The 21571-nt window shown below is 74.4% G+C and carries 20 protein-coding genes; 7 read left to right on the forward strand and 13 right to left on the reverse strand.

Going from position 1 to position 21571, the window contains the following annotated elements; translation table 11 throughout:
* Positions 1–45: 45 nt before the first annotated feature.
* From QE401_RS00210 to kdpF, 9 genes are all read right to left on the reverse strand, one after another.
* Positions 46–1428, reverse strand: a complete 1383-nt coding sequence (locus QE401_RS00210; protein WP_307136236.1) for a hypothetical protein — start codon at positions 1426–1428, stop codon at positions 46–48.
* A gap of 72 nt (positions 1429–1500) precedes the next feature.
* Complete coding sequence (locus QE401_RS00215; RefSeq protein WP_307136237.1) at positions 1501–2370, reverse strand: hypothetical protein; 870 nt, start codon at positions 2368–2370, stop codon at positions 1501–1503.
* Positions 2371–2389: 19 nt separating this feature from the next.
* Entirely contained in the window at positions 2390–2791 is a 402-nt protein-coding gene (locus QE401_RS00220) for an Hsp20/alpha crystallin family protein (protein WP_307136238.1), read from the reverse strand.
* Between the two features lie 271 nt (positions 2792–3062).
* Positions 3063–3758 (reverse strand): response regulator, encoded by a 696-nt coding sequence (locus tag QE401_RS00225; RefSeq protein ID WP_307136239.1) that lies wholly within the window; start codon positions 3756–3758, stop codon positions 3063–3065.
* A complete protein-coding gene (locus QE401_RS00230; protein ID WP_307136240.1) occupies positions 3755–6409 on the reverse strand; it encodes a sensor histidine kinase in 2655 nt (884 codons plus the stop codon). Before QE401_RS00230 ends, QE401_RS00225 begins: the two co-directional genes overlap by 4 nt.
* Positions 6410–6419: 10 nt before the next feature.
* Entirely contained in the window at positions 6420–7022 is a 603-nt protein-coding gene (gene kdpC, locus QE401_RS00235; protein WP_307136241.1) for a potassium-transporting ATPase subunit KdpC, read from the reverse strand.
* Positions 7023–7024: 2 nt separating this feature from the next.
* The gene (kdpB, locus tag QE401_RS00240; protein ID WP_307136242.1) at positions 7025–9106 is read right to left on the reverse strand and encodes a potassium-transporting ATPase subunit KdpB; all 2082 of its coding nucleotides are present in this window, start codon (positions 9104–9106) and stop codon (positions 7025–7027) included.
* Between the two features lie 11 nt (positions 9107–9117).
* On the reverse strand, positions 9118–10815 hold the full coding sequence (kdpA, locus tag QE401_RS00245; protein ID WP_307136243.1) for a potassium-transporting ATPase subunit KdpA: 1698 nt from the start codon (positions 10813–10815) through the stop codon (positions 9118–9120).
* Positions 10816–10817: 2 nt separating this feature from the next.
* On the reverse strand, positions 10818–10922 hold the full coding sequence (kdpF, locus tag QE401_RS00250) for a K(+)-transporting ATPase subunit F (protein WP_307136244.1): 105 nt from the start codon (positions 10920–10922) through the stop codon (positions 10818–10820).
* Positions 10923–11282: 360 nt separating this feature from the next.
* Between kdpF and QE401_RS00255 the strand changes: the two genes are divergently transcribed.
* Positions 11283–11846: an OmpA family protein gene (locus tag QE401_RS00255; protein ID WP_307136245.1), complete on the forward strand. Its 564-nt coding sequence runs from the start codon at positions 11283–11285 to the stop codon at positions 11844–11846.
* Between the two features lie 78 nt (positions 11847–11924).
* Here the strand turns inward: QE401_RS00255 and QE401_RS00260 are convergent, their stop codons facing one another.
* Complete coding sequence (locus QE401_RS00260) at positions 11925–12356, reverse strand: SRPBCC family protein (protein WP_307136246.1); 432 nt, start codon at positions 12354–12356, stop codon at positions 11925–11927.
* A 220-nt stretch (positions 12357–12576) separates the two neighbouring features.
* On the opposite strand from QE401_RS00260, the gene QE401_RS00265 reads away from it, so the two are divergent.
* From QE401_RS00265 to QE401_RS00290, 6 genes are all read left to right on the forward strand, one after another.
* Positions 12577–14496, forward strand: a complete 1920-nt coding sequence (locus QE401_RS00265; RefSeq protein ID WP_307136247.1) for an ATP-binding protein — start codon at positions 12577–12579, stop codon at positions 14494–14496.
* A gap of 4 nt (positions 14497–14500) precedes the next feature.
* A complete protein-coding gene (locus tag QE401_RS00270) occupies positions 14501–15424 on the forward strand; it encodes a LysR family transcriptional regulator (RefSeq protein WP_307136248.1) in 924 nt (307 codons plus the stop codon).
* Between the two features lie 63 nt (positions 15425–15487).
* Positions 15488–15745, forward strand: a complete 258-nt coding sequence (locus QE401_RS00275; RefSeq protein WP_307136249.1) for a type II toxin-antitoxin system ParD family antitoxin — start codon at positions 15488–15490, stop codon at positions 15743–15745.
* 1 nt (position 15746) lies between these two features.
* Positions 15747–16058: a type II toxin-antitoxin system RelE/ParE family toxin gene (locus QE401_RS00280; protein WP_307136250.1), complete on the forward strand. Its 312-nt coding sequence runs from the start codon at positions 15747–15749 to the stop codon at positions 16056–16058.
* A gap of 147 nt (positions 16059–16205) precedes the next feature.
* Complete coding sequence (locus tag QE401_RS00285; RefSeq protein WP_307136251.1) at positions 16206–17087, forward strand: NAD(P)-dependent oxidoreductase; 882 nt, start codon at positions 16206–16208, stop codon at positions 17085–17087.
* On the forward strand, positions 17084–18631 hold the full coding sequence (locus tag QE401_RS00290) for an aldehyde dehydrogenase family protein (RefSeq protein ID WP_307136252.1): 1548 nt from the start codon (positions 17084–17086) through the stop codon (positions 18629–18631). The genes QE401_RS00285 and QE401_RS00290 overlap by 4 nt, the downstream gene beginning before the upstream one ends.
* Before the next feature lie 55 nt (positions 18632–18686).
* Here the strand turns inward: QE401_RS00290 and rfbA are convergent, their stop codons facing one another.
* The 3 genes from rfbA to rfbB are packed head-to-tail and all read right to left on the reverse strand — an operon-like array spanning position 18687 to position 21567.
* Positions 18687–19568, reverse strand: a complete 882-nt coding sequence (rfbA, locus tag QE401_RS00295; protein ID WP_307136253.1) for a glucose-1-phosphate thymidylyltransferase RfbA — start codon at positions 19566–19568, stop codon at positions 18687–18689.
* Entirely contained in the window at positions 19568–20485 is a 918-nt protein-coding gene (gene rfbD, locus QE401_RS00300; protein WP_307136254.1) for a dTDP-4-dehydrorhamnose reductase, read from the reverse strand. The genes rfbA and rfbD overlap by 1 nt, the downstream gene beginning before the upstream one ends.
* Positions 20485–21567, reverse strand: a complete 1083-nt coding sequence (gene rfbB / locus QE401_RS00305) for a dTDP-glucose 4,6-dehydratase (protein WP_307136255.1) — start codon at positions 21565–21567, stop codon at positions 20485–20487. The genes rfbD and rfbB overlap by 1 nt, the downstream gene beginning before the upstream one ends.
* Between the last annotated feature and the right edge of the window lie 4 nt (positions 21568–21571).

Raw genomic sequence — 21571 nt, forward strand, 5'->3', positions numbered from 1 at the left:
GGGTGGAGATTCTGACGTCAGAATCTCCGCACCCGCCAGAGCGGCTCAGCCCCCTGCCCCGTCCGGCGCCTTGTCCGGCCGCGCCGTCATCACCTCGGCCGCGGCGGCCAGCATCTCGCCCAGCTGGCGCTGCGTGCCATCCAGCGCATCGCCGAGCCGCGAGGCCGCTTCCACCTGCCGTTCCAGCGCCCCGAGCACCGGCTGCAGCTCCGCCTGCGCGTCGCGCTGGCCGAGGATGCTGACCAGCGCCTGCAGCCGCACCGCGCTGGTCTCGATGGTGCCGGCGCCGGCGGCGAAGCGGTCGGTGGTCTCGGTCAGGTAGCGCGCGGCGTCGCCCAGCGTCGCCTCGTTGCGCTGCAGCCGGTCGACATAGGCGGAGAGGCTGCGGATCTGGCCGGCCAGCGCCTCGCTGCCGCCCGCGCCCTCCGTCGTCGCCGGCGCGCTGCCCAGACGCTGCTCGGCCGCATCCAGCAGCGCCTGGCCGCGCTCGGCCAGCGCCGCCAGCTGCCGCCCCTGCCCCAGTGCGGCCTCCAGCTGGCCGCCCAGCGTCCCGGCCGCCTCGGCCAGCAGCGCGGCGCTCTGCGGCACCGGGCCGAGCGCCCTGCCCGCCCCCTCCACCGTCGTCTCCACCGCCTGGGCCGCCGCCTGCAGCCGCGCCACGCCCTCGGCCAGCGCCGTGGCGGTCGCCGGCAGCGCCAGGGCCGGCGCGGCCGCCTCCTCCAGCCGTTCGGCGCAATGCTCGATGCGCGACAGCGCCGCCTGCGGCAGCGCCTGTTCCAGCTGGTGCAGCACCCGCTCCAGGCGCTGCGGCAGGATCTCGCCAGGCTGGAAGGCCAGCGCCTCGCCGGGCTGCGCCTTCTCGGCCCGCTCGGCCATGGTCATCAGCCGCGCCGTGGCGGCGCCCAGCTCGGCATCGACCCAGGACACGGTCTGCCGCAGTGAGGCCAGCAGCGCCCCGGCATCCTCGCCCCCCGCCTCGCCGGCGCGGTCCAGCGTCTGGCGCAGCTGCTTCTCGGCGGCGCGGGCCAGGCCGGAGAGCTGCGCGCCGGTCGCGACCGCGCGGCCGACGGCGGCGGTCGCCTCATGCATCTGCAGCCGCTGCTCCTCCAGCAGGCTGCGCAGCCCGGCCACCAGCTCCGGCGCCGCGACCGGCTCGGCCTCGCCCGGGGCGGCGCCCAGCGGGCTGCCCAGCAGGGCGCGCAGCATCTGCAGCCCGCTGCCCAGCGCCAGCAGCGCCGCGACCGTGGCGCTGGCCAGGGCCGCCGGCATCGGCCAGGTGGCGCCCGGCGCCAGCAGCGCGGTCTGCGGCAGCAGCGCCAGCAGGGGCGTGGCCAGCAGCAGGCCCAGCGCCAGCTTCCAGGGCCAGCCCAGCAGGGCCACCATCTCCCCCAGCGGGGGCTCGTCCTGTGTCATCGCATTCGCGCTCATGCCGGTCTCCTGCCGGGATGGCCGGCGGCGCGGGGCCGCCGGCGCTCGTGAAATTCGGATGTCGGCCGCCGCTCAGGCGGGCGCGTCGCAGGGCACCAGCCGGCGCCGCGACAGCGGCAACAGCCGCGCCAGCTCGACCGGCCCGGCCTCGCGGAACAGCGGCGCCAGCCGCCCCTGGGCGGGTGTCGCGGGCAGGGCCAGGCCGTGGCGCGGACGCAGCGCCGCGACCTCGACCCCTTCGGGCGGGCCGAGCAGCGCCCAGGCGGCGCGCAGGGCGCCCGCCTCGGCCTCGGCCACCTGCCAGGCATGGAAGCCGAGCGGCGGCATCGGCCCGTGCAGATCGGCGACCGCGCCGCGCCCGGTCTCCGGCGGCAGGCCGAGCAGCGCCGTCTCGATCGCCGCCTCCTGGCCGCGCGGCACCAGCAGCAGGTAGCGCAGCGTGGCGGGGGCGGCCTCGGCCTCGCGCCGCACCCGCAGCAGGGCAGGGCGCAGCGCCGCCTCGACCCGCCGGGCGCGGCGGGCCAGTTCCGCGCCGGCGCCGCCCGGGGCGGCCTGCAACGCGGCTTCGGGCCAGCGCAGGGTCAGGCTCCATTGATGCGTGCCGGCATGCTCGGCCAGGGCCAGGCGCAGCCGGGGCGCGGCGATCTCCAGCAGCGCCGGCAGCTCGGCCGCGGGGCAGAGCGCGGCGGCGGGCGCGGCGGGCAGGAAGGGGCCGGCCAGGCAGGCGGCCTCCAGCCGGCGCTGCACCAGCAGCAGGGCGCGCTGCCGCTCGGCCTCGGGCACGGCGGGGCGGGGCCCGCCCGGCACCGGCTGGGCGAAGGCGACCATGTCGCCGGCGCGCTGCTGCGACAGAGGCGGGCCGGCATGGCGCGTCATCGCCAGCTGCACCGGGGCCGCCGCCTCGGCCGGCGCCAGGCCGAGCAGCCTCACCAGCCCCGGCACGGCGCATCCTCCGGGCGCGTCATGGCAGTTCCTCGGCGCCGCGCCGGGCCAGCGCCGCCTCCAGCAGGCCATGCGCGCAATGCCAGCGCAGGCTGTCCGGCGCGGCGGCGGCGGGCAGCGGGATCTCGGCGGCGAAGGGGCAGGGGCCGGACGTCAGCAGCAGCAGCCGCCCCCCGGCGCAGGCCAGCTGCACCGCGGCGGGGGCGACGCCCGGCAGTTCGACCCGCAGCTGCCAGCCTTCTGTCGTGGCCAGCCAGGCATGGCGCGGCCGGCGCGGGGCGAGGGCGCTGCCGCCCTGGCGGTGCAGCGCCGCCTGCAGCGCGCCGCGCAGCGCGGCGGGGTCGGGCGGCGGCAGGGTCTGGCCCAGGCGCCGGGCGAGGCCGGGCAGGGCGCTGTCGGTGAAAAGACGATGCGCGGCCATGGCTCAGCCAGGGCCCGTGGGGTGCGCCAGGGGCGCGGGCCCGGCGCAGGCGGGCGGGGAAAGGGTCATGCGCGGCTCAGCCTTCTGCTGATGCGGAGTGAAGGCAGCCTATGCGAAAAATGATAATGAGGCGCTAAGCCGGGCGAAGGCGGGAAGGGGGCCAGGCGACCGTGGCGGGGAAAGGCAGGGTTCTAGGAAAAAATACCCTGTGGCGGGCGAAGCCCGGCCCGCCGCCCCGGTCCAGGGCGGCGGCACTGATACCCTGCGGCGCTCAGTCCGGCTCGCCCAGCCGGTAGCCGATGCCGGGCTCGGTGCGGATCAGCGCCCCGGCCGGGCCGAGCTTCTGGCGCAGATGGCCGATATAGACCCGCAGATATTGCGCATCCTCGGCATGGGCCGGGCCCCAGACCGCCTCCAGCAATTGCCGGTGGGTGGTGACGCGCCCGGCGCCGCCGCGCGCCAGCGCCACCAGCAGCGACCATTCGCGTGGCGTCAGCTTCAGCCGCTCGCCATCCTCCAGCCGCGCCACGCGCTGCGCCAGGTCGATGCGCAGCGGGCCAACGGAAAGAAGCGTCTCGGCGGCGCGGGCCTGGCCGGCGCGGCGCAGGGCGGCGCGCAGCCGCGCCAGCAGCTCCGCCAGGGCGAAGGGCTTTTCGACATAGTCATCGGCGCCGGCATCGAGGGCCGCGACCTTCTCCGCCTCCCGCTCGCGCGCCGAGACCACCAGCACCGGCGCGTCGCTGAAGCCGCGCAGCCGCTCCAGCACCGTCTTGCCGTCGAGATCCGGCAGGCCGAGATCGAGCAGCACGGCGGCGGGCGCGGCGGTGGCCGCCAGGCGCAGCGCCTCCGCCCCCGTCTCGGCGCGCAGCGGGGCATAGCCGGCGGCGGTCAGAGCCGGCCCCAGGAAGCGGTGGATCTGCGTCTCGTCATCCACCACCAGCACGGCGGGGCCAGGGGGGTCGGTCATGCCGGGAACCTTGCGGTGATGCGGGTGCCGCGCCCCGCCGCCAGCGGGCTTTCCGCGGCGATGCGCCCGCCCATGGCCTGGACCAGGCCGCGGCTGATGGCAAGGCCCAGCCCGCTGCCGGCGGCCACCCGGTCGGTGCGGCTGGCGCGGAAGAAGGGGTCGAAGATGCGGTTGAGATCGGCGGGCGGGATGCCCGGCCCGTCATCCTCGACGGCGATCGCCATCTCGGCCCCGTCGCGCCACAGGCGCAGCACGACGCGGCCCCCGGGCCCGGAGAATTTCACCGCATTGTCCAGCAGATTGCCCAGCACCTGGTCGAGCAGCAGCGGGTCCAGCCGCGCCAGGCGCAGCCGCTCGCCCGCCTCGACCGCGATGGCGCGGCCGCTGGCGCGGGTGATGCGGCGCGCCGCGGCCTCCGCCGCCTCGGCCAGGTCGACCGGCTCGGCGCGCACCCGCACCTCGCCATTCTCGATGCGCACGATGTCGAGGATGTTGGCGATCCAGCGCGACAGCCGCTCCGCCTCCTCCTCGGCGGTGGCCAGCAGATCGTCGCGCTGCTCCGGGCTGAGCGCGGCGCCGGCGACCCGCAGCGTGCCGATCGCCCCCCGCACCGAGGTCAGCGGCGTCTTCAGATCGTGGCCGAGCGAGGTCAGCAGCGCGCTGCGCAGGCTCTCGCTCTCGGCGCGGGCGGCGGCGCGGGCGCGCTCCTCCATCAGCTCCAGCCGCTCCAGCGCCACGGCGGCCTGGTCGAGCAGCGCGTCGAGCGCGCGGTCGGTCTCGGCATCGGGCAGGCCGTGCTCGGGCTTCAGGCCGAGCAGGCCGGCGGTCGCGCGCGCCGTGCGCATCGGGCGGAACTGCCAATCGGTGCCGGCCGGCAGGGTGTCGGTGCCGCGCCCGGTCGGCCGGCCATGCGCCAGCGCCCAGCGCGCCGCCGCCATGCCGGCCTCGTCCGGCACCGCCTGCAGCGGCACGGCGGCGCGGGGGACGGGTTCCGGCATGGTCTCGCCCGGGGCGGGGGGGAGGGGCATCAGCACGCAGACCGGGCCATGCGTCAGCCGCTCCGCCTCGCGCGCCACGGCCTCCAGCAGATCGCCGCGCTCGCTGGTGGCGCCGAGGCGGCGGCTGAACTCCACCAGCCGCCGCAGCCCCAGCAGCCGCGCCTGGGCGGCGCGCACCGAGCGGCCGAGCCCGCCGGTGGTGCCGGCCAGCAGCAGCGCCACCAGCGCGAAGACCACGGCGCCCACCACATCCTGCGGCCCGGCGATGGCCAGGGTGTAGCGCGGCGGCAGGAACAAATAGTTCCAGGACAGGAAGGACAGCGCCGCCGCCAGCAGCCCGGGCAGCGCGCCGCCGATCACCGCCGTGCCGATCAGCGCCGGCAGGTAGATCATGCCGAGCACACCCTCCGGCACATCGCCATCCAGCAGGCTGGCCACCAGCGAGGCGCCGGCCACCAGCAGCGGCGCCGCCGCCCAGCCCAGCCAGCGCGGCAGGGCAGGGGAGGGGGCGGGGGGCGCCGGGCGCGGCAGGGCCGGGTCGGGCACCAGATGCAGGGCGAAATCGCCGCCGCGCCGCAGCAGCGCGGCCGAGAGGGTGCGGCCGGAGAGCCGCCGCCAGGCCGGCGGCCGGCCGCGGCCGATCACCAGATGCCCGGCATTGCGGGCCCGCGCCGCGGCCAGGATGGCGGCGGGCAGGTTGGTGGCGACGATGGTCTCCACCTCCGCCCCCAGGCTCTCGGCCAGGCGCAGGGCGGCGGCGACGCGGCCGGGATCGCCGGGGGCGGTCGGGCGCTCGACATGCAGCGCCAGCAGGGGCGCGCGCAGCGCCTCGGCGATGCGGCTGGCATGGCGCACCACGCTCTCGGCGGCCGGGTCGGCGCCGACCAGCGCCAGCACCCGCTCGCCCGAGGGCCAGGGTCCCGCGATGGCATTGGCGCGCATATAGGAGGTGACGTCGGCATCGACGCGCTCGGCGGTGCGGCGCAGCGCCAGCTCGCGCAACGCCGCCAGATTGCCCTCGCGGAAGAAGCCGCGCAGCGCCCGCGGCACCTGCTCGGCGCGGTAGATTTTTCCCTGGCGCAGCCGCTCCAGCAGCTCGCCGGGGGGGATGTCGATCAGCTCGACGGCGTCCGCGCCGGCCAGCACCGCATCCGGCACCGTCTCGGCCACCCGCACCCCGGTGATGCGGGCGACCGCGTCGGAGAGGCTTTCCAGGTGCTGGACATTCATCGTCGTCCAGACCTCGATGCCGGCCTCGCGCAGCTCCTCGACATCCTGCCAGCGCTTGGGGTGGCGGCTGCCGGGCGCGTTGCTGTGCGCCAGCTCGTCCAGCAGCAGGATCTGCGGCCGGGCGGCCAGCGCCGCGTCGAGGTCGAATTCCTCCAGCACCTGGCCGCGATGGGCCAGGCGCGCGCGGGGCAGCAGCGGCAGGCCGGAAAGCTGCGCCGCCGTCTCCGCCCTTCCATGCGTCTCCACCAGCCCGACCAGCAGCTCGGCGCCGCCGGCCTGGCGGCGCCTTGCCTCGGCCAGCATCTCCCAGGTCTTGCCGACGCCGGGGGCGGCGCCCAGGAAGACCTTCAGCCGGCCGCGCCCCTCCCGCCGGGCGAGGGCGAGAAGGGCGTCGGGATCGGGGCGCGGGGCGGGGTCGCTCATCGCCGCCAGACTAGCGCGGCGGGGCGGCCTGCAGCGAATCCAGCGCCAGGTTCAGCCGCAGCACATTGACCCGCGGCGCGCCGAGCAGGCCGAGCTCCAGGCTCTCGGTCTCGGCCGCCAGCAGGGCGCGCAGGCGCTCTTCCGGCAGGCCGCGCGCGGCGGCCACCCGCGCCAGCTGCCGCGCCGCATTCTCCGGGCTGATATGCGGGTCGAGGCCGGAGCCGGAGGCGGTCGCCGCATCCGCCGGCACCGGGGCCGGGCCCAGCGTGGCGACGCGCTCCCGCACCGCCTCGAGCAGCGCCGCGCTGGTCGGGCCGAGCTGCGAGGCGGCCGAGGCGCCGGCATTGTAGGGCGCGGCGCGGGTCTGGCCCGGCTGCTCCGGATCGGCCTCGGTGGTGGCCGAGGGGCGCGGATGGAAATAGCGGCCGCTGGAAAAATCCTGGCCGAGCAGGGCGGAGCCGACCACGCGGCCCTCGCGTTCGACCAGGCTGCCATTGGCCTGCCAGGGGAAGGCCAGCTGCGCCAGCCCGGTGAAGCCCGCCGGCACGGCCAGGCCGAGCAGCAGGGTGAACAGCCCGACCATGGCGAAGGCCGGGCGGAGGAGGTCGGACATGCTCAGGCGATCCCGATCAGGGTGAGGAACAGGTCGATCAGCTTGATGCCGAGGAAGGGGGCCACGATGCCGCCCAGCCCATAGACCAGCAGGTTGCGCCGCAGCAGCGAGGCGGCGCCCACCGGGCGATAGGCGACGCCGCGCAGCGCCAGCGGCACCAGCGCCACGATGATCAGCGCATTGAAGATCACCGCCGAGAGGATGGCGCTCTGCGGCGAGGCGAGCTGCATGACGTTCAGCGCGCCGAGCTGCGGATAGGAGGCGACGAAGATCGCCGGCAGGATGGCGAAGTACTTCGCCACGTCATTGGCGATGGAGAAGGTGGTCAGCGCGCCGCGGGTGATCAGCAGCTGCTTGCCGATCTCCACCACCTCGATCAGCTTGGTCGGATCGCTGTCCAGATCGACCATGTTGCCGGCCTCGCGCGCCGCCTGGGTGCCGGTCTGCATGGCCAGCCCGACATCGGCCTGGGCCAAAGCCGGCGCGTCATTGGTGCCGTCGCCGGCCATGGCGACCAGCCGCCCTTCGGCCTGCATGCGGCGGATATAGCCGAGCTTGTCCTCCGGCGTCGCCTCGGCCAGCACGTCGTCCACCCCCGCCTCGGCGGCGATGGCGGCGGCCGTCAGCCGGTTGTCGCCGGTGACCATGACGGTGCGGATGCCCATCCGCCGCAGCGCCGCGAAGCGCTCGCGGATGCCGGGCTTGACGATGTCCTTCAGCTCGATGGCGCCGAGCAGCACGCCGTCGCGCGCCACGGCCAGCGGCGTGGCACCCTGGCGGGCGATGCGCTCCACCGTCTCGGCCAGCGCCGGCGGCACCGGCAGGCCGAGACTCTTCGCCAGGCTGTCCACCGCGCCCTTGCGGTAGCGCGTGCCATCCGGCAGGTCGAGGCCGGAGAGCCGGGTCTGCGCGGTGAAGGGCACGATCTGCGCCCCCTCCGGCAGGGCGGGGGCCGCCAGCCCGTGCCGGGCCTGCGCATAGGAGAGGATCGAGCGGCCCTCCGGCGTCTCGTCGCCCAGCGAGGCGAGGATGGCGGCCTCGGCCAAAGCGCGTTCCTCGATGCCGGGGGCGGGGACGAGCGCGGCCGCCTGGCGGTTGCCATGGGTGATGGTGCCGGTCTTGTCGAGCAGCAGCACATCGACATCGCCCGCCGCCTCCACCGCGCGGCCCGAGGTGGCCAGCACGTTGAAGCGCAGCAGCCGGTCCATCCCGGCGATGCCGATCGCCGAGAGCAGCCCGCCAATGGTGGTCGGGATCAGCGTCACCAGCAGCGCCGCCAGCACCGCGACCGAGGGCGGCTGGCCGTTCCAGGCGGCGAGCCCCACCAGGCTGGCCACCGCGATCAGGAAGATGATCGTCATGCCGGCCAGCAGGATGTCGAGGGCGATCTCGTTCGGCGTCTTCTGCCGCGCCGCCCCTTCGACAAGGGCGATCATGCGGTCGAGGAAGCTGGAGCCCGGGGCGGCGGTGACGCGCACCACCAGCCAGTCCGAGACCAGCATCGTGCCGCCGGTGACGGCCGAGCGGTCGCCGCCGGATTCGCGGATCACCGGCGCGCTCTCGCCGGTCACCGCCGCCTCGTTGACGGCGGCGATGCCCTGCACCGCCTCGCCATCGGCGGGGATGAGGTCGCCGGCCTCGACCAGCACCAGGTCGCCGACGCGCAGATCGGCGGCGGGGCGGGGCTGCCACAGCGTCCGGTCATCGGCGCGCAGCAGCAGCTTCGCCGTGGTCTCGCCGCGGCTGCGGCGCAGGCTCTCGGCCTGGGCGCGGCCGCGCCCCTCGGCCACGGCCTCGGCGAAGGTGGCGAAGATCACCGTCAGCCACAGCCAGGCGGCGATGCCGGCGGAGAAGCCCCAGGGCTCGCCGCGCCAGGCGGCCAGCGCCGAGAGCAGGGTGACCAGGATGGAGACCGCCTCGGTGGTGAAGATCACCGGGTTGCGGACCAGCTGCGCCGGGTTGAGCTTGCGCAGCGCGTCGAGCGCGGCGCGGCCGAGCAGCGCCGGGTCGGCCAGCAGCGCGGCGGCGCCGCCCGCGCGGCGCTGCGTGCGCGCCGGGGGCAGGGCAGGGGAGAGGTCAGCCATGTTCCGAACCCTCAGAAGGTCGTGCCGGCAAGCAGAAGAAAGTGTTCGGCCAGGGGGCCGAGGGCGAGGGCGGGCATGAATTGCAGCCCGCCCAGGATCAGGATCACCCCCGCCAGCAGCCCGGCGAAGAGCGGCCCATGCGTGGGCAGGCTGCCCGCGCCCTCCGGCGCGCGCGGCTTGGCGGCGATGGCGCCGGCCAGCGCCATCACCGGCACCACATAGGCGAAGCGGCCGAGCAGCATGGCCAGGCCCAGCGTGGTGTTCAGCCAGGGCGTGTCGGCGGTCAGCCCGCCAAAGGCCGAGCCATTGTTGCCGGCGGCCGAGCTGTAGGCGTAGAGCATCTCGGACAGGCCATGCGGCCCGGCATCCTGGATCGAGCTGATGGCCGCCGGCAGCACCATGGAGATGGCGGCGAAGCCCAGGATGGTGGCGGGCAGCACCAGCACCGCCAGCATGGCGAGCTTGACCTCGCGCGCCTGCACCTTCTTGCCGAGATATTCCGGCGTGCGGCCGACCATCAGCCCGGCGACGAAGACCGAGAGCAGGGCGAAGACCAGCATGCCGTAGAGGCCGGAGCCGACGCCGCCGGGCAGCACCTCGCCGAGCTGGATCAGGAACAGCGGCATCAGCCCGCCGAGCGGGGTGAAGCTGTCCAGCATGGCGTTCACCGCGCCGCAGGAGGCGCCGGTGGTGGTGGCGGTGAAGAGCGCGGTCAGCGCCAGGCCGAAGCGCACCTCCTTGCCTTCCATGTTGCCGAGCGCGGGGTCGAGGCCGGCGGCCAGGTGCAGCGGGTTGCCCGCGGCCTCGGCCGCGTAGATCGCCGCCGTGGCGCCGACGATATAGATCAGCATCACCGCCAGCAGGGCGCGGCCCTGCCGGGCATCGCCCACGATGCGGCCGAAGGCGAGGGCGAGCGCGAAGGGGATCACCTGCTGCCCCCAGATCTGCAGCGCGGTGACCAGCGCCGAGGGGCCTTCCAGCGGATGCGCCGAATTGACGCCGTAGAAGCCGCCGCCATTGGTGCCGAGATGCTTGATGGCGATCTGCAGCGCCACGGGGCCGAGCGGGATGCCCTGCTGCGCGCCCTCCAGCGTCGTCGCCTGGGCCAGGGCGGAGAAGGTCTGCGGCAGGCCCAGCGCCACGAAGCCGAGGCCAAGCGCCAGGCTCAGCGGCAGCAGCAGATAGAGGGTGATGCGGGTGAAATCGGCCCAGAAATTCCCGAGCTCGCGCAGGTTGCCGGCGGCGAAGGCGCGGCTGATCGCCAGCGCCAGGGCGATGCCGGTGCTCGCCGAGAGGAAATTCTGCACGGCGAGGCCGGCCATCTGGCTCAGATGGCTCATCGCCACCTCGCCGCTATAGGCCTGCCAGTTGGTGTTGGTGACGAAGCTGACGGCGGTGTTGAAGGCGAGCCAGGGCGAGAGCCCGGGCAGGCCCTGCGGGTTCAGCGGCAGCGCGCCCTGCAGCCGCAGCAGCGCGTAGAGCAGCAGGAAGCCCAGCGCATTGACCGCCAGCATGGCCAGGGTGTAGCCGCGCCAGCCCTGGCCCTGCGCCGGGTCGATGCCGCCGGCGCGGTAGAACAGCCGCTCCAGCGGCGCGAGGAAGGTGACCCGCCCGGCCGCGATGGCGGCGATGTAGCGGGCCAGCGGCACCGCCGTCAGCAGGGTGACGGCCAGCACCAGGGCGATCTGCGCCCATCCATTGGCGGTCATGGCTACAGGCTCTCCGGCCGCAGCAGGGCCCAGAGCAGGTAAACGAGAAGCAGGGCGGCGGTGACGCCGCCCAGGATCAGCGCGGTCATGGCGTCACACCCGCTCACAGGCGGCCGCATAGGCGGCGAGCACCAGGAAGAGGCCGAGGCCGAGACCCGTCAGCAGCAGGTCGAGCATGGCGAGGAGAGGCTCCGCTCAGGAATCAACATCCCTGGGCTTGTCGCGCCGTGCCGCCGAAAGGCGCCATGCGAGTTCCGGCCCCGCCGCGTAAAGGCGGCATAAAAGCGGGGCGGGGAGGGTGGTCAGGCCGGTCGGTGTGGCCCGCGGCGATGCGCCGTGGCGCGCGGGCGTGGGAAGGGTCTGGCGGGATGGCCCGCGATGCGGGATCGTTGCGGTGTCACGGGGCGGTCCCGTGGCGCGGCGCCGGGGCCGCGCGTGCCGCCCGGCCGGCATGGCGAAGGACCCGCATGAGGCTCAGGCTCCGCTCCGTCCCGCTGCTGTTTTTCGGGCTGCTCAGCCTGTCGCTGCTGCCGGCTGGTCGGGCGGCGGCGTGTTCTTCCACATACCTCGTCTTTTTCAACCCGGATTCCAGCATTGTCTCGGAACGGGGGGAGCAGGTGCTTGGGGCGTTCGTCGATCACATCAACGGGCCACCGAGCTTTTTCGAGGTCTTCCCCGCCGGCTGCGGCAATCGAGTGCCGCCCAGCGACCGCAGCGTGATCCTCATGGCACATGCGCATGATCCGGAGACGCCCGACCAATGCGCGCTCAGCCTGGCCCGCGCCCTGGCGGTGCGGGAGCGGCTGATCGCGCTCGGCATCCCGGCCAGCTCCATCGCCCTGGAGATCCTTGGCGATACCAGGAAGCTGGTACCCGCGGAGGATGAGGAGGCGCGTCGGCAGAACCGCCGCGTGCAGCTCACCACGGCCCCGGCCAGCGGCCTCCTTCGGGACAGCGGCGGGCGCTGGGTGCGCCCCCAGTATTGGGGCTGCCTGACACAAAGGCTGCGCGCGGACAGCCTGGCCGATTGATCATGCCCCGGCCCGCCGGGGCCGGGGAGAGGTGAGCCGCGCTGCGCCCGGGACGTCATGGCGCCCGGCGCAAGACCCTCAGTTGCGGTCCCGCTCCGCCTCGCGCCCATGGCCATAGGCGCGGTTCGGCGTGCCCGGCATCGGCAGGTCGGGGTCGCCGCCGCCGGCCTGCTCGACATGCGACTTCACGCTGTGCAGCGCCGCCTCCATGCCGTGCCGCACCGCCTCGGCGGGCGTCTCGGGCTCGGTCGGGTCGGCCGGGCGCATGGCGTCGCGCTGCACCCGCAGGGTCAGCCGCGTGACGCCCGAGACCTCCTCCGCCTGCCACTCGCCGGCCGGGTCGAAGGCCCAGCGGATGCGCCCCGTCGCGCGGTCGGCCTGCAGCCCCTCGCGCGGCAGCGGGCCTTCCTCGCGCCGCAGCTGCGGCAGCCAGGCCTCGAGATGCTCGGGATCGGCCAGCCAGGCCAGCACGGCGGCGGCGGGCCGGGCGATGGTGATATGCTGCTCCATGCCCCGGCAACGCCCGAGGCCGTCCGCGGTTGCCGCCGCCCCGTGCGGCACCCTGCGCGGCTGCTCCGCGCCGCTGGGTGATCGACGGCGGCGGCCGCTTCCATTACCACTGGCTGACAAAGCCCGCGCCAACCGACCTTCGCCACGGACTTGCCCGCATGCCCCTGCTCCCCGCCCGCCGAGACCGCTCCGCCGCCCGCCGCGCCAAGCGGGTCTGAGCATGCCCGCGCCGCTGCTGCTCGCCGTCAGCCCGGACCCGGCACGGCGCGCCGAATGGGTCCGCCTGTTCCAGGAGAGCGGCCTGCGCCAGGCCGAGGCCGCGCCGGAGGAGGATCTGCCCTCCCTCGTCTCGCGGCTGGAGGCGGCGGCGCTGCTGCTGGAGGCCGGGCCGGGCGCCGAGCGCGCCGGCGCGCTCTGCGCCGCCCTGCGCCAGAGCCAGCCGGGCCTGGTGCTGCTGGCGGTGGGCGGCGCGGCGGAGCGGCTGGCGGCGCTGGAGGGCGGCGCGGATGCCGCCCTGCCGCCCGACACCCCGCCCGCCGAGCTGCGCGCCACCCTGCTGGCGCTGCGCCGCGCCCGGCTCGGCACCCTGCCGCAGCTGCTGGCCGCCGAGATCGCCGAGCGCCGCCGCGCCGAGGCGGTGGCCGATGGGCTGTATCGCCGCATCCCGCTGCCGCTGCACGGGCTGGACCCGGCCGGCCGGCTGCTGACCGTCAGCGACCGCTGGCTGGAGATCTTCGGCTATGAGACGCGGCGCGAGGTGATCGGCCGGCCGATCACCGAATTCCTCGCCGCCGACGGCATCGAGCAGTTCCGCGCCCTTTGGCCCAAGGTGCGCCAGGGCGAGGACATCCAGTGCGAGGTCGGCATGCTGCACCGCTCGGGCCGGGTGATGGACCTGCTGGTCATCGCCCGGCCGGAGCTCGACCAGGCCGGGCGCTTCATGCGCTCGATCGCCGCGCTGGTCGATATCAGCGCCCGCAAGCGCGCCGAGGACGGGCTGCGCGCGGCGCAGAAGATGGAGGTGTTCGGCCAGCTCGCCGGCGGCATCGCGCATGACATGAACAACGTGCTGCAGACCGTGGTCAGCGGCACCCGCGTGCTCGGCCTGCAGGCCGAGGATCCGGAGATGGTGCGCCGCCTGGCCGGGCTGATGGCCGAGGCCGGGGAGCGCGGCATGGCGATCGGCCGCCGCCTGCTGAGCTTCGCCCGCCCCGGCGAGCTGCGCGCCAGCCGCGCCGACATCGCGGCCGTGATCGAGGATCTGCGCGAGATGCTCAGCTACACGCTGGGCAGCCGCATCCAGGTGCGGGTCGACGCCACGCCGGAGCCCGGCGAGGTCAGCGTCTTTGTCGACCGCCAGCAGCTGGAGACGGTGCTGCTGAACCTCGTCGTCAATGCCCGCGACGCCATGCCGCAGGGCGGCGAGGTGACGCTCTCCGCCCGCCGCGTGACGGCGCCCGAGGGCGGCGAGGCCGTCGCGCTGCGCGTCGCCGACCATGGCAGCGGCATGGAGCCGGCGGTGCTGGCCCGCGCCCGCGAGCCCTTCTTCACCACCAAGCCGCGCGGCAAGGGCACCGGGCTCGGCCTCGCTTTGGCGCAGAGCTTCGCCGACCAGTCGGGCGGCAGCCTGGCGATCGACAGCGCGCCGGGGCAGGGCACGCGGGTGACGCTGACCCTCCCCCTCGGCCCGGCCGAGCGCGCCACGCCGGCCCCGGCGCCCGCGCCCGCCGCCGCCGCCGGGCGCGAGCTGCCGCCGGCGCGGCTGTTGGTGGTCGATGACGACCCGCTGGTGCGCAGCGTGCTGGACACTGTCTTCCGCGGCCTCGGCCACCAGGTCGAGCTGCTGGAGGATGGCGCCGCGGCGCTGCGCCGGCTGCAGGAGGGCCCGGCCTTCGACCTGCTGCTGACCGACCTCGCCATGCCCGGCCTCAGCGGGCTGGACCTGCTGCGCGAGGCGCGGCGGCGCCATCCCGGCCTGCCCTGCATCCTGCTGACCGGCAATCTGGACGAGGCCAGCGCCGCCGCCCTGGCGCCGATCTCGGCCGGCGGGCCCTTCGCCGTGCTGCGGAAGCCGGCGGTGCCGGAGGCGCTGGCCTCGGCCATCGGCTCGCTGCTGGCGGCCGAGGCGGCGCCGGGCTGAGCCCTTGGCGGCGCCGCCCCCCGATGAGCGCGCGCTGCGCTATTTCCTGGCGGTGACGCGCAGCGGCTCGATCCGCGGCGCGGCGGCGGCGCTGGGCGTCGCCGCCTCGGCGATCAGCCGCCAGGTGGCGGAGCTGGAGGCGCTGCTCGGCCAGCCGCTGCTGGAGCGCCTGCCGCGCGGCGTGCAGCCGACCGAGGCCGGCCGTGCGGTCGCCGAGCATGCCCGCGCGCAGGAGGAGGCGACGGCGGCGCTGCGTGAGCGGCTGCACCGGCTGCGCGGCGGCGCCGAGGGCACGGTGCGGCTCTGCTGCGGCGACGGCTTCCTGCCCGGCCTGCTGGAGGAGGGGCTGGCCGGTTTCGCCGCCGCCCATCCCGGGCTGCGCTTCGTGCTGCTGCATGGCGGCACCGACCGGGTGCTGGAGGCGGTGGCCGAGGGCGAGGCGGAGCTGGGCCTGGCCTACAACCCGCCGGCGCATCCGGCCCTCGTCAGCGCCGCGCGCGCCCGCCAGCCGCTGCTGGCGCTGCTGCCGGCCGGCATGGCGGCGCCGGCGGCGCCCGTGCCGCTTTCGGCCCTGGCGGAACAGCCCTGCGCGCTGCTCTTCCCCGGCCATGGCATCCGCCATCTGCTCGCTCGCGTCGAGGCCGATGGCGGCTTCCGCCTGGCGCCGCGGCTGGAGACCGGCTCGGTCGAGACGCTGCGCCGCTTCGTCCTTTCCGGCATGGGCCTGACCTTCCTGCCCGGCTTCGCCGCCGCGCGCGAACTGGCCGAGGGCCGGCTGCACGCCGTGGAACTGGCCGACCCGCTGCTGGCCGAGGCCAGCGCGCATCTGCTGCACCGCGCGGCGCGCCCGCTGCCCGCCGCCGCCGCCCTGCTGCTGGAGCATCTGGCGCGCCATCTCTCCCTCTTCGCCGGGATTGCGAGGTTCTGACGTCAGAAGCTTGCGGCCGCGCCGCGGCGACCGATATCATTGAATGATAGTCGGGAGGCGCCCATGCCCAGCAGCTACACCATCGGCCCGCATTTCGAGGCCTTCGTGCAGCGCCAGCTCGCCAGCGGCCGCTACAGCTCCGCCAGCGAGGTGCTGCGCGACGGGCTGCGCCTGCTGGAGCAGCACCAGCGGCAGCAGGACTCCCTCGAACAGCTGCAGCGCGCCTGGCAGGAGGGCATCGCCAGCGGCGAAGCTGGCGCCCTCGACATCGAGGCGGTGAAGCAGGAAGCCCGCGCCCGGATGGCCGCGCGCGGACGCTGAATTGCTGCGCCAGACCGCCCGCGCCCGCGCCGACCTGGTCGAGATCTGGACGCATGTCGCGCAACAGGACCCCGGCGCCGCCGACCGGCTGCTCGACCGCATCGCCGCGCGGCTGGAGATCCTGAAGGACTTCCCCAATGCCGGCACCGCCCTGCCGGCCCTCGCCCCCGGGGCGCGCATGCTGGTGGAAGCGCCCTATCTCATCCTCTACCGCAGCGACGAACAGGGCGTGCTGCTGGTCCGCGTGCTGCACGGGCGGCGCGACATCGACGCCGCCCTCTTCGCCGAAGGATATGACAGGCCGGGGGAATGAATTCCCCCGGACCCCCTTCTTTTCTCTGACAGGGCCGGCCGCCGCTGGCGGCCGGCGTTGCGCGCGCGGCAACGCACTGTTCGGAAATTCCCGGCTTGTGGCAACGCACGCTGCGCGAGACCCTGCGGCAATACCAGGGAGAACAGCATGCAACTGCGCAGCATCGGCGTGGTGGGGCTGGGGCAGATGGGGCTCGGCATGGCCGCCAGCCTGCTGCGCGCCGGCTTCACCGTGCTCGGCCACGACATCAGCGACACCCGCCGCGCGCCCGCCGAGGCCGCCGGCATCGTCTTCGCCGACCTCGCCACCCTGCTGCGCCAGGCCGACGCGCTGGTCTTCTCCCTGCCCTATGCGCGGGATGTCGAGGCCGTGGCCACCGCTCCCGGCGGCCTGCTCGCCCGCTCCGACCGCAAGGTGGTGGTGATCGACACCTCCACCTCCGACCCCGGCACCACCCGCCGCCTGGCCGCCACCCTGGCCGCGGCGGGCCACGCGCTGCTCGACGCCCCGGTCAGCGGCGGCCCCTCCGGCGCCGCCGCCGGCAGCCTCACCATGATGATCGGCGGCGAGGCGGAGGATCTGGAGGCGGTCCGCCCGGTGCTGGACGCGCTCTCGGCCAAGGCGGTGCATGTCGGGCCGTCGGGCGCCGGCAACATCGCCAAGCTGGTGAACAACATGCTGGTGGCCGCCCACCTCGTCACCACCGGCGAGGCGATGCGCCTGGCCGAGGCCGCCGGCCTGCCCGCCGAGGCCGCGCTCGGCGTCGTCAACGCCGCCACGGGCCGCAGCGCCATCAGCGAGGTGATGATGCCGCGCTGGATCCTGCCGGGCAGCTTCGACAGCGGCTTCTCCGCCGGGCTGATGCGCAAGGATGTCACCCTGGCCATCGCGCTGGCCGCCGAGAGCGGCGTCGAGCTCCCCCTCTGCGCCCATGCCGCGCTTCTGTGGGAGGAGGCGCGCCCGCGCATCGCCGACAGTGATGATTTCACCCGCATGGCCGATTACCGCCGCCCGGAGAACGCCGCATGACCGCCCCCACCCTGCACGAGCTGATCGCCCGCCTGCTGCCCGGCGGGGCGGTCGGCAGCTGGGTCGGCGGCGAGATCCTGCCCGGCACCGGCGCGGCGCTGGAGCTGGTGAACCCGGCCAATGGCGAGGTTTTCCTCACCTATGCCGATGCCGGCGCCCCGGTGGTGGAGGCCGCCATGCAGGCCGCCCGCGAGGGCCAGCGCGCCTGGCTGGCGCTGACCGCCTCCGCCCGGGGCCGCGCGATCTGGGCGGTGGGGCAGGCGGTGCGCGCCGCCGCCGAGGATCTCGCCGCGCTCGAGAGCCTCTCCGCCGGCAAGCCGATCCGCGACACGCGGGTCGAGGTCGCCAAGGTGGCGGAGATGTTCGAATACTATGCCGGCTGGGCCGACAAGCTGCATGGCGAGGTCATCCCCGTCCCCACCAGCCACCTGAACTACACCCGCCCTGAGCCCTATGGCACGGTGGTGCAGATCACCCCCTGGAACGCGCCCATCTTCACCGCCGGCTGGCAGATCGCGCCCGCGATCTGCGCCGGCAATGCGGTGGTGCTGAAGCCCTCCGAGCTGACGCCGCTGACCTCGCTGGCGCTCGGCGTGCTGGCCGGGAAGGCGGGGCTGCCGCGCGGCCTGGTCAATGTGCTGGCGGGCGCGGGGGCCACCACGGGCGCCGCCGCGGTGGGCGATGCCGAGACGCGGCTGGTGGTGTTCGTGGGCTCCGCCGCCACGGGGGCGGCGATCGCGGCGCAGGCGGCGCGCAACATCGTGCCCTGCATCCTGGAGCTGGGCGGCAAATCCGCCAATATCGTCTTTGACGATGCCGATCTGGACCGCGCGGTGCTGGGCGCCCAGGCCGCCATCTTCTCCGGCGCCGGGCAGAGCTGCGTCGCGGGTTCCCGCCTGCTGGTGCAGGAGGGGCTGCGCCCGCGCCTGCTGGAGCGCCTGGCCGAGGCCGCGCGCCGCATCCCGGTGGGCGCGCCGCAGGACCCGGCGACGCAGATCGGGCCGATCAACAACCGCCGGCAATGGCAGCGCATCGACGGGCTGGTGCAGGCGGCGGTGCGGGGCGGCGCGGTGCTGGCCGCGGGCGGCGCATGCCCCGAGGCGCTGCGCGAGACGGGCGGCTTCTACTACGCGCCCACCATCGTCGATGGCGTGGGGCCGGAGGCCGAGATCGCGCAGGAAGAAGTGTTCGGCCCGGTGGTGACGGCGCTGTCCTTCCGCGAGGAGGAGGAGGCGATCGCGCTGGCCAATGCCACGCCCTATGGGCTGGCGGGGGCGGTGTGGACGCGCGATGTCGGCCGCGCGCACCGCGTGGCGGCGGCGGTGCGGGCGGGCACTTTTTGGATCAATGGCTACAAGACGATCAGCGTGATGTCGCCCTTTGGCGGGTTCGGCCGCAGCGGCTTCGGCCGTTCCTCGGGCCGCGAGGCCTTGCTGTCCTACACGCAAAGCAAGAGCGTCTGGGTGGAGACGGGCGGCGAACCCGCCCAGCGGCTTCGGCTACAGCCCGGATTGACGCCGGGCGCCAGCGGCGCCCGGCCCTGACAGAAAGAAGAAGGGGGCCCGGGGGAATTCATTCCCCCGGACTTTTCTTCAGTTCCTAGCGGCTCCGCTCCGCCTCATCCGCCAGCCGCAGCAGGTGCTGCCCATAGGCGGTCTTGGCGAAGAGCTTGCCGCGCTCGCGCAGTTGCCCGACGCCGATGAAGCCGTTCAGGAAGGCGATTTCCTCCAGCGAGGCGATCGGCAGACCCTGGCGCTGCTGGATGGCGCGCACGAACTCACCGGCATCGAGCAGCGAATCATGCGTGCCCGTATCCAGCCAGGCATAACCACGGCCGAGCTGTTCGACATGCAGCGCGCCGGCCTCGAGATAGGCCAGGTTGACGTCGGTGATCTCGAGCTCGCCACGGGCCGAGGGCTTCACCGCGGCGGCGATGTCGAGCACGCGGTTGTCGTAGAAATACAGCCCCGTCACCGCCCAGTTGGAGCGCGGCTGGGGCGGCTTCTCGACGATGGAGAGGGCGCGGTTGGCGGCGTCGAACTCGACCACGCCATAGCGTTCCGGATCGTCGACATGATAGGCGAAGACGGTCGCGCCCTCGCGCCGCTCGCGCGCGCTGCGCATCAGCTCCGACAGGCCGGCGCCGTAGAAGATGTTGTCGCCCAGCACCAGCGCGACGGAATCATCCCCCACGAAGTCGCGGCCGATGATGAAGGCCTGCGCCAGCCCTTCCGGCTTGGGCTGCACCGCATAGGTGAAGGCAACGCCGAACTGGCTGCCATCGCCCAGCAGGCGCTGGTACATGTCGAGGAATTCGGGGGCGGTGATGATCAGGATCTCGCGGATGCCGGCCAGCATCAGCACCGAGATCGGATAGTACACCATCGGCTTGTCATAGACCGGCAGCAGCTGCTTGTTCACGGCGAGCGTCGCCGGATGCAGCCGCGTGCCGGACCCGCCGGCGAGCACGATGCCCTTCATCACTTGGTCTCCTGCGGCGTGGCGCCGGTGTTGGGCGGGCCGATCAGCGTGTCCAGCACGACATCCAGCGAGCGGCGCCAATCGGCGGCCTGGATGCCATGCCGCGCGGCGATGCGGCGGCAGTCCAGCCGGCCATCGGCCGGGCGCCGGGCGCGGGTCGGGTAGTCGGCGGTGCCGATGGCCTTCAGGCGCGGCACCTTGTGGCCGCGCGCGGCGGCGCCGGCGAAGATCGCCTCGGCGAAGCCGTGCCAGCTGGTGTGCGGCGCGCCGGTCAGATGGAACAGGCCGAAGCGGGGATCGCCGGCCGGCGCCTGGAGCAGGTGCGGCGCCATGGCGCGCACCGCCTCGGCCAGATCGGCGGCGAAGGTGGGGGCGCCGCGCTGGTCGGCGACCACGCCGACCTCGTCGCGCGTCGCGGCCAGGCGCAGCATGGTCTTGACGAAGTTGTTGCCATCCGCCGAGCAGACCCAGGCGGTGCGCAGGATGACGCTGCGCGGATTGGCGGCCAGCACCGCCTCCTCGCCCTCGCGCTTGGAGCGGCCATAGATTCCGAGCGGGCTGGTGGGCGCGTCCTCGGCATAGGGGGCGCCGCCGGCGCCGTCGAAGACGTAGTCGGTGGAGAAATGCACGAAGGGCGCACCCACACCGGCCGCCGCCTCGGCCAGCCAGGCGGCGCCGTCGCGGTTGACCGCGAAGGCGAGGGCCGCGTCATCCTCGGCCTTGTCGACGGCCGTGTAGGCGGCGGCGTTGACCACCAGCTCGGGCCGCGCGGCGGCGATGGCGGCGGCGATGCTGTCGCGGCTGGTCAGGTCCAGAACAGGGGGCTCAAGCGCGGTGACCTCATGCCCTTCGGGGGCGAAGGCGCGCAGCAGGGCCTGCGCCACCTGCCCCTCGCGCCCGGCGATCAGGATGCGCATCAGGAGGCGGCCTTGGCGGGGCTGGTCTGGTCGAGCAGCCCGATGCGCTCGCCGCCATAGACGCGCTGGCGCAGCGGCTGCCACCACCATTCATTCTCCAGATACCAGGCGATGGTCTTCTCCAGCCCGGTCTCGAAGCTTTCCGACGGTTCCCAGCCCAGCTCGCGCTTCAGCTTGCTGGCGTCGATGGCGTAGCGCGCGTCATGGCCGGGGCGGTCGGCGACGAAGCTGACCAGCCGGCGGCGCGGGCCGGCGGGGTCGGGGCGCAGCCGGTCCAGCGTGTCGCAGATGGCATGCACCACCTCGATATTCTGGCGTTCCGAATTGCCGCCGACATTGTAGGTCTGGCCGATCTGGCCCTGGCGCAGCACGGTGATCAGCGCGCGCACATGGTCGTCCACGAACAGCCAGTCGCGCACATTCTCGCCCTTGCCATAGACCGGCAGGGTCTTGCCCTCGAGCGCGTTGAGGATGGTGAGCGGGATCAGCTTCTCGGGGAAATGGTAGGGCCCGTAATTGTTCGAGCAATTGGTCATCAGCGTCGGCAGGCCATAGGTCTCGTGCCAGGCGGCGACCAGATGGTCCGAGCCCGCCTTGCTGGCCGAATAGGGCGAGCGCGGCGAATAGGGCGTGGTCTCGGTGAAATAGCCGGTGGGGCCGAGCGAGCCGAAGACCTCGTCGGTCGAGATGTGCAGGAAGCGGAAGGCCGCGCGCTTCTCCGCGTCCAGCGCGTTCCAATAGGCGCGCGCCGCCTCCAGCAGGGTGAAGGTGCCGACGATGTTGGTGTGGATGAAGGGCGCGGCGCCGGCGATGGAGCGGTCCACATGGCTCTCGGCCGCCAGATGCATCACCGCATCGGGGCGGAACCCGGCGAAGGCCTGCGCCATGGCGGCGGCATCCGCGATGTCGGCCTGCAGGAAGCCGAAGCCGGGCTTGCCCTCGCAATCGCGCAAGCTGCGGCGCTCGCCCGCATAGGTCAGCTTGTCGACGACCAGCACGGCCTCGACCTGCTCCTGCAGCACCAGGCGGCGCACCAGGGCCGAGCCGATGAAGCCGGCACCGCCGGTGACCAGGATCCGCATGGGT

Source organism: Pseudoroseomonas cervicalis (genome assembly GCF_030818485.1).
GTDB classification, from domain to species: domain Bacteria; phylum Pseudomonadota; class Alphaproteobacteria; order Acetobacterales; family Acetobacteraceae; genus Pseudoroseomonas; species Pseudoroseomonas cervicalis_A.

Excerpts from the sequence above, each read along its gene's own strand:
- QE401_RS00210 (WP_307136236.1), bottom strand. The coding sequence starts at position 1,428 with ATGAGCGCGAATGCGATGACACAGGACGAGCCCCCGCTGGGGGAGATG.
- QE401_RS00220 (WP_307136238.1), bottom strand. The coding sequence starts at position 2,791 with ATGGCCGCGCATCGTCTTTTCACCGACAGCGCCCTGCCCGGCCTCGCC.
- QE401_RS00225 (WP_307136239.1), bottom strand. The coding sequence starts at position 3,758 with ATGACCGACCCCCCTGGCCCCGCCGTGCTGGTGGTGGATGACGAGACG.
- QE401_RS00230 (WP_307136240.1), bottom strand. The coding sequence starts at position 6,409 with ATGAGCGACCCCGCCCCGCGCCCCGATCCCGACGCCCTTCTCGCCCTC.
- kdpC (WP_307136241.1), bottom strand. The coding sequence starts at position 7,022 with ATGTCCGACCTCCTCCGCCCGGCCTTCGCCATGGTCGGGCTGTTCACC.
- kdpB (WP_307136242.1), bottom strand. The coding sequence starts at position 9,106 with ATGGCTGACCTCTCCCCTGCCCTGCCCCCGGCGCGCACGCAGCGCCGC.
- kdpA (WP_307136243.1), bottom strand. The coding sequence starts at position 10,815 with ATGACCGCCAATGGATGGGCGCAGATCGCCCTGGTGCTGGCCGTCACC.
- QE401_RS00255 (WP_307136245.1), top strand. The coding sequence starts at position 11,283 with ATGAGGCTCAGGCTCCGCTCCGTCCCGCTGCTGTTTTTCGGGCTGCTC.
- QE401_RS00260 (WP_307136246.1), bottom strand. The coding sequence starts at position 12,356 with ATGGAGCAGCATATCACCATCGCCCGGCCCGCCGCCGCCGTGCTGGCC.
- QE401_RS00265 (WP_307136247.1), top strand. The coding sequence starts at position 12,577 with ATGCCCGCGCCGCTGCTGCTCGCCGTCAGCCCGGACCCGGCACGGCGC.
- QE401_RS00275 (WP_307136249.1), top strand. The coding sequence starts at position 15,488 with ATGCCCAGCAGCTACACCATCGGCCCGCATTTCGAGGCCTTCGTGCAG.
- QE401_RS00285 (WP_307136251.1), top strand. The coding sequence starts at position 16,206 with ATGCAACTGCGCAGCATCGGCGTGGTGGGGCTGGGGCAGATGGGGCTC.
- QE401_RS00290 (WP_307136252.1), top strand. The coding sequence starts at position 17,084 with ATGACCGCCCCCACCCTGCACGAGCTGATCGCCCGCCTGCTGCCCGGC.
- rfbA (WP_307136253.1), bottom strand. The coding sequence starts at position 19,568 with ATGAAGGGCATCGTGCTCGCCGGCGGGTCCGGCACGCGGCTGCATCCG.
- rfbD (WP_307136254.1), bottom strand. The coding sequence starts at position 20,485 with ATGCGCATCCTGATCGCCGGGCGCGAGGGGCAGGTGGCGCAGGCCCTG.
- rfbB (WP_307136255.1), bottom strand. The coding sequence starts at position 21,567 with ATGCGGATCCTGGTCACCGGCGGTGCCGGCTTCATCGGCTCGGCCCTG.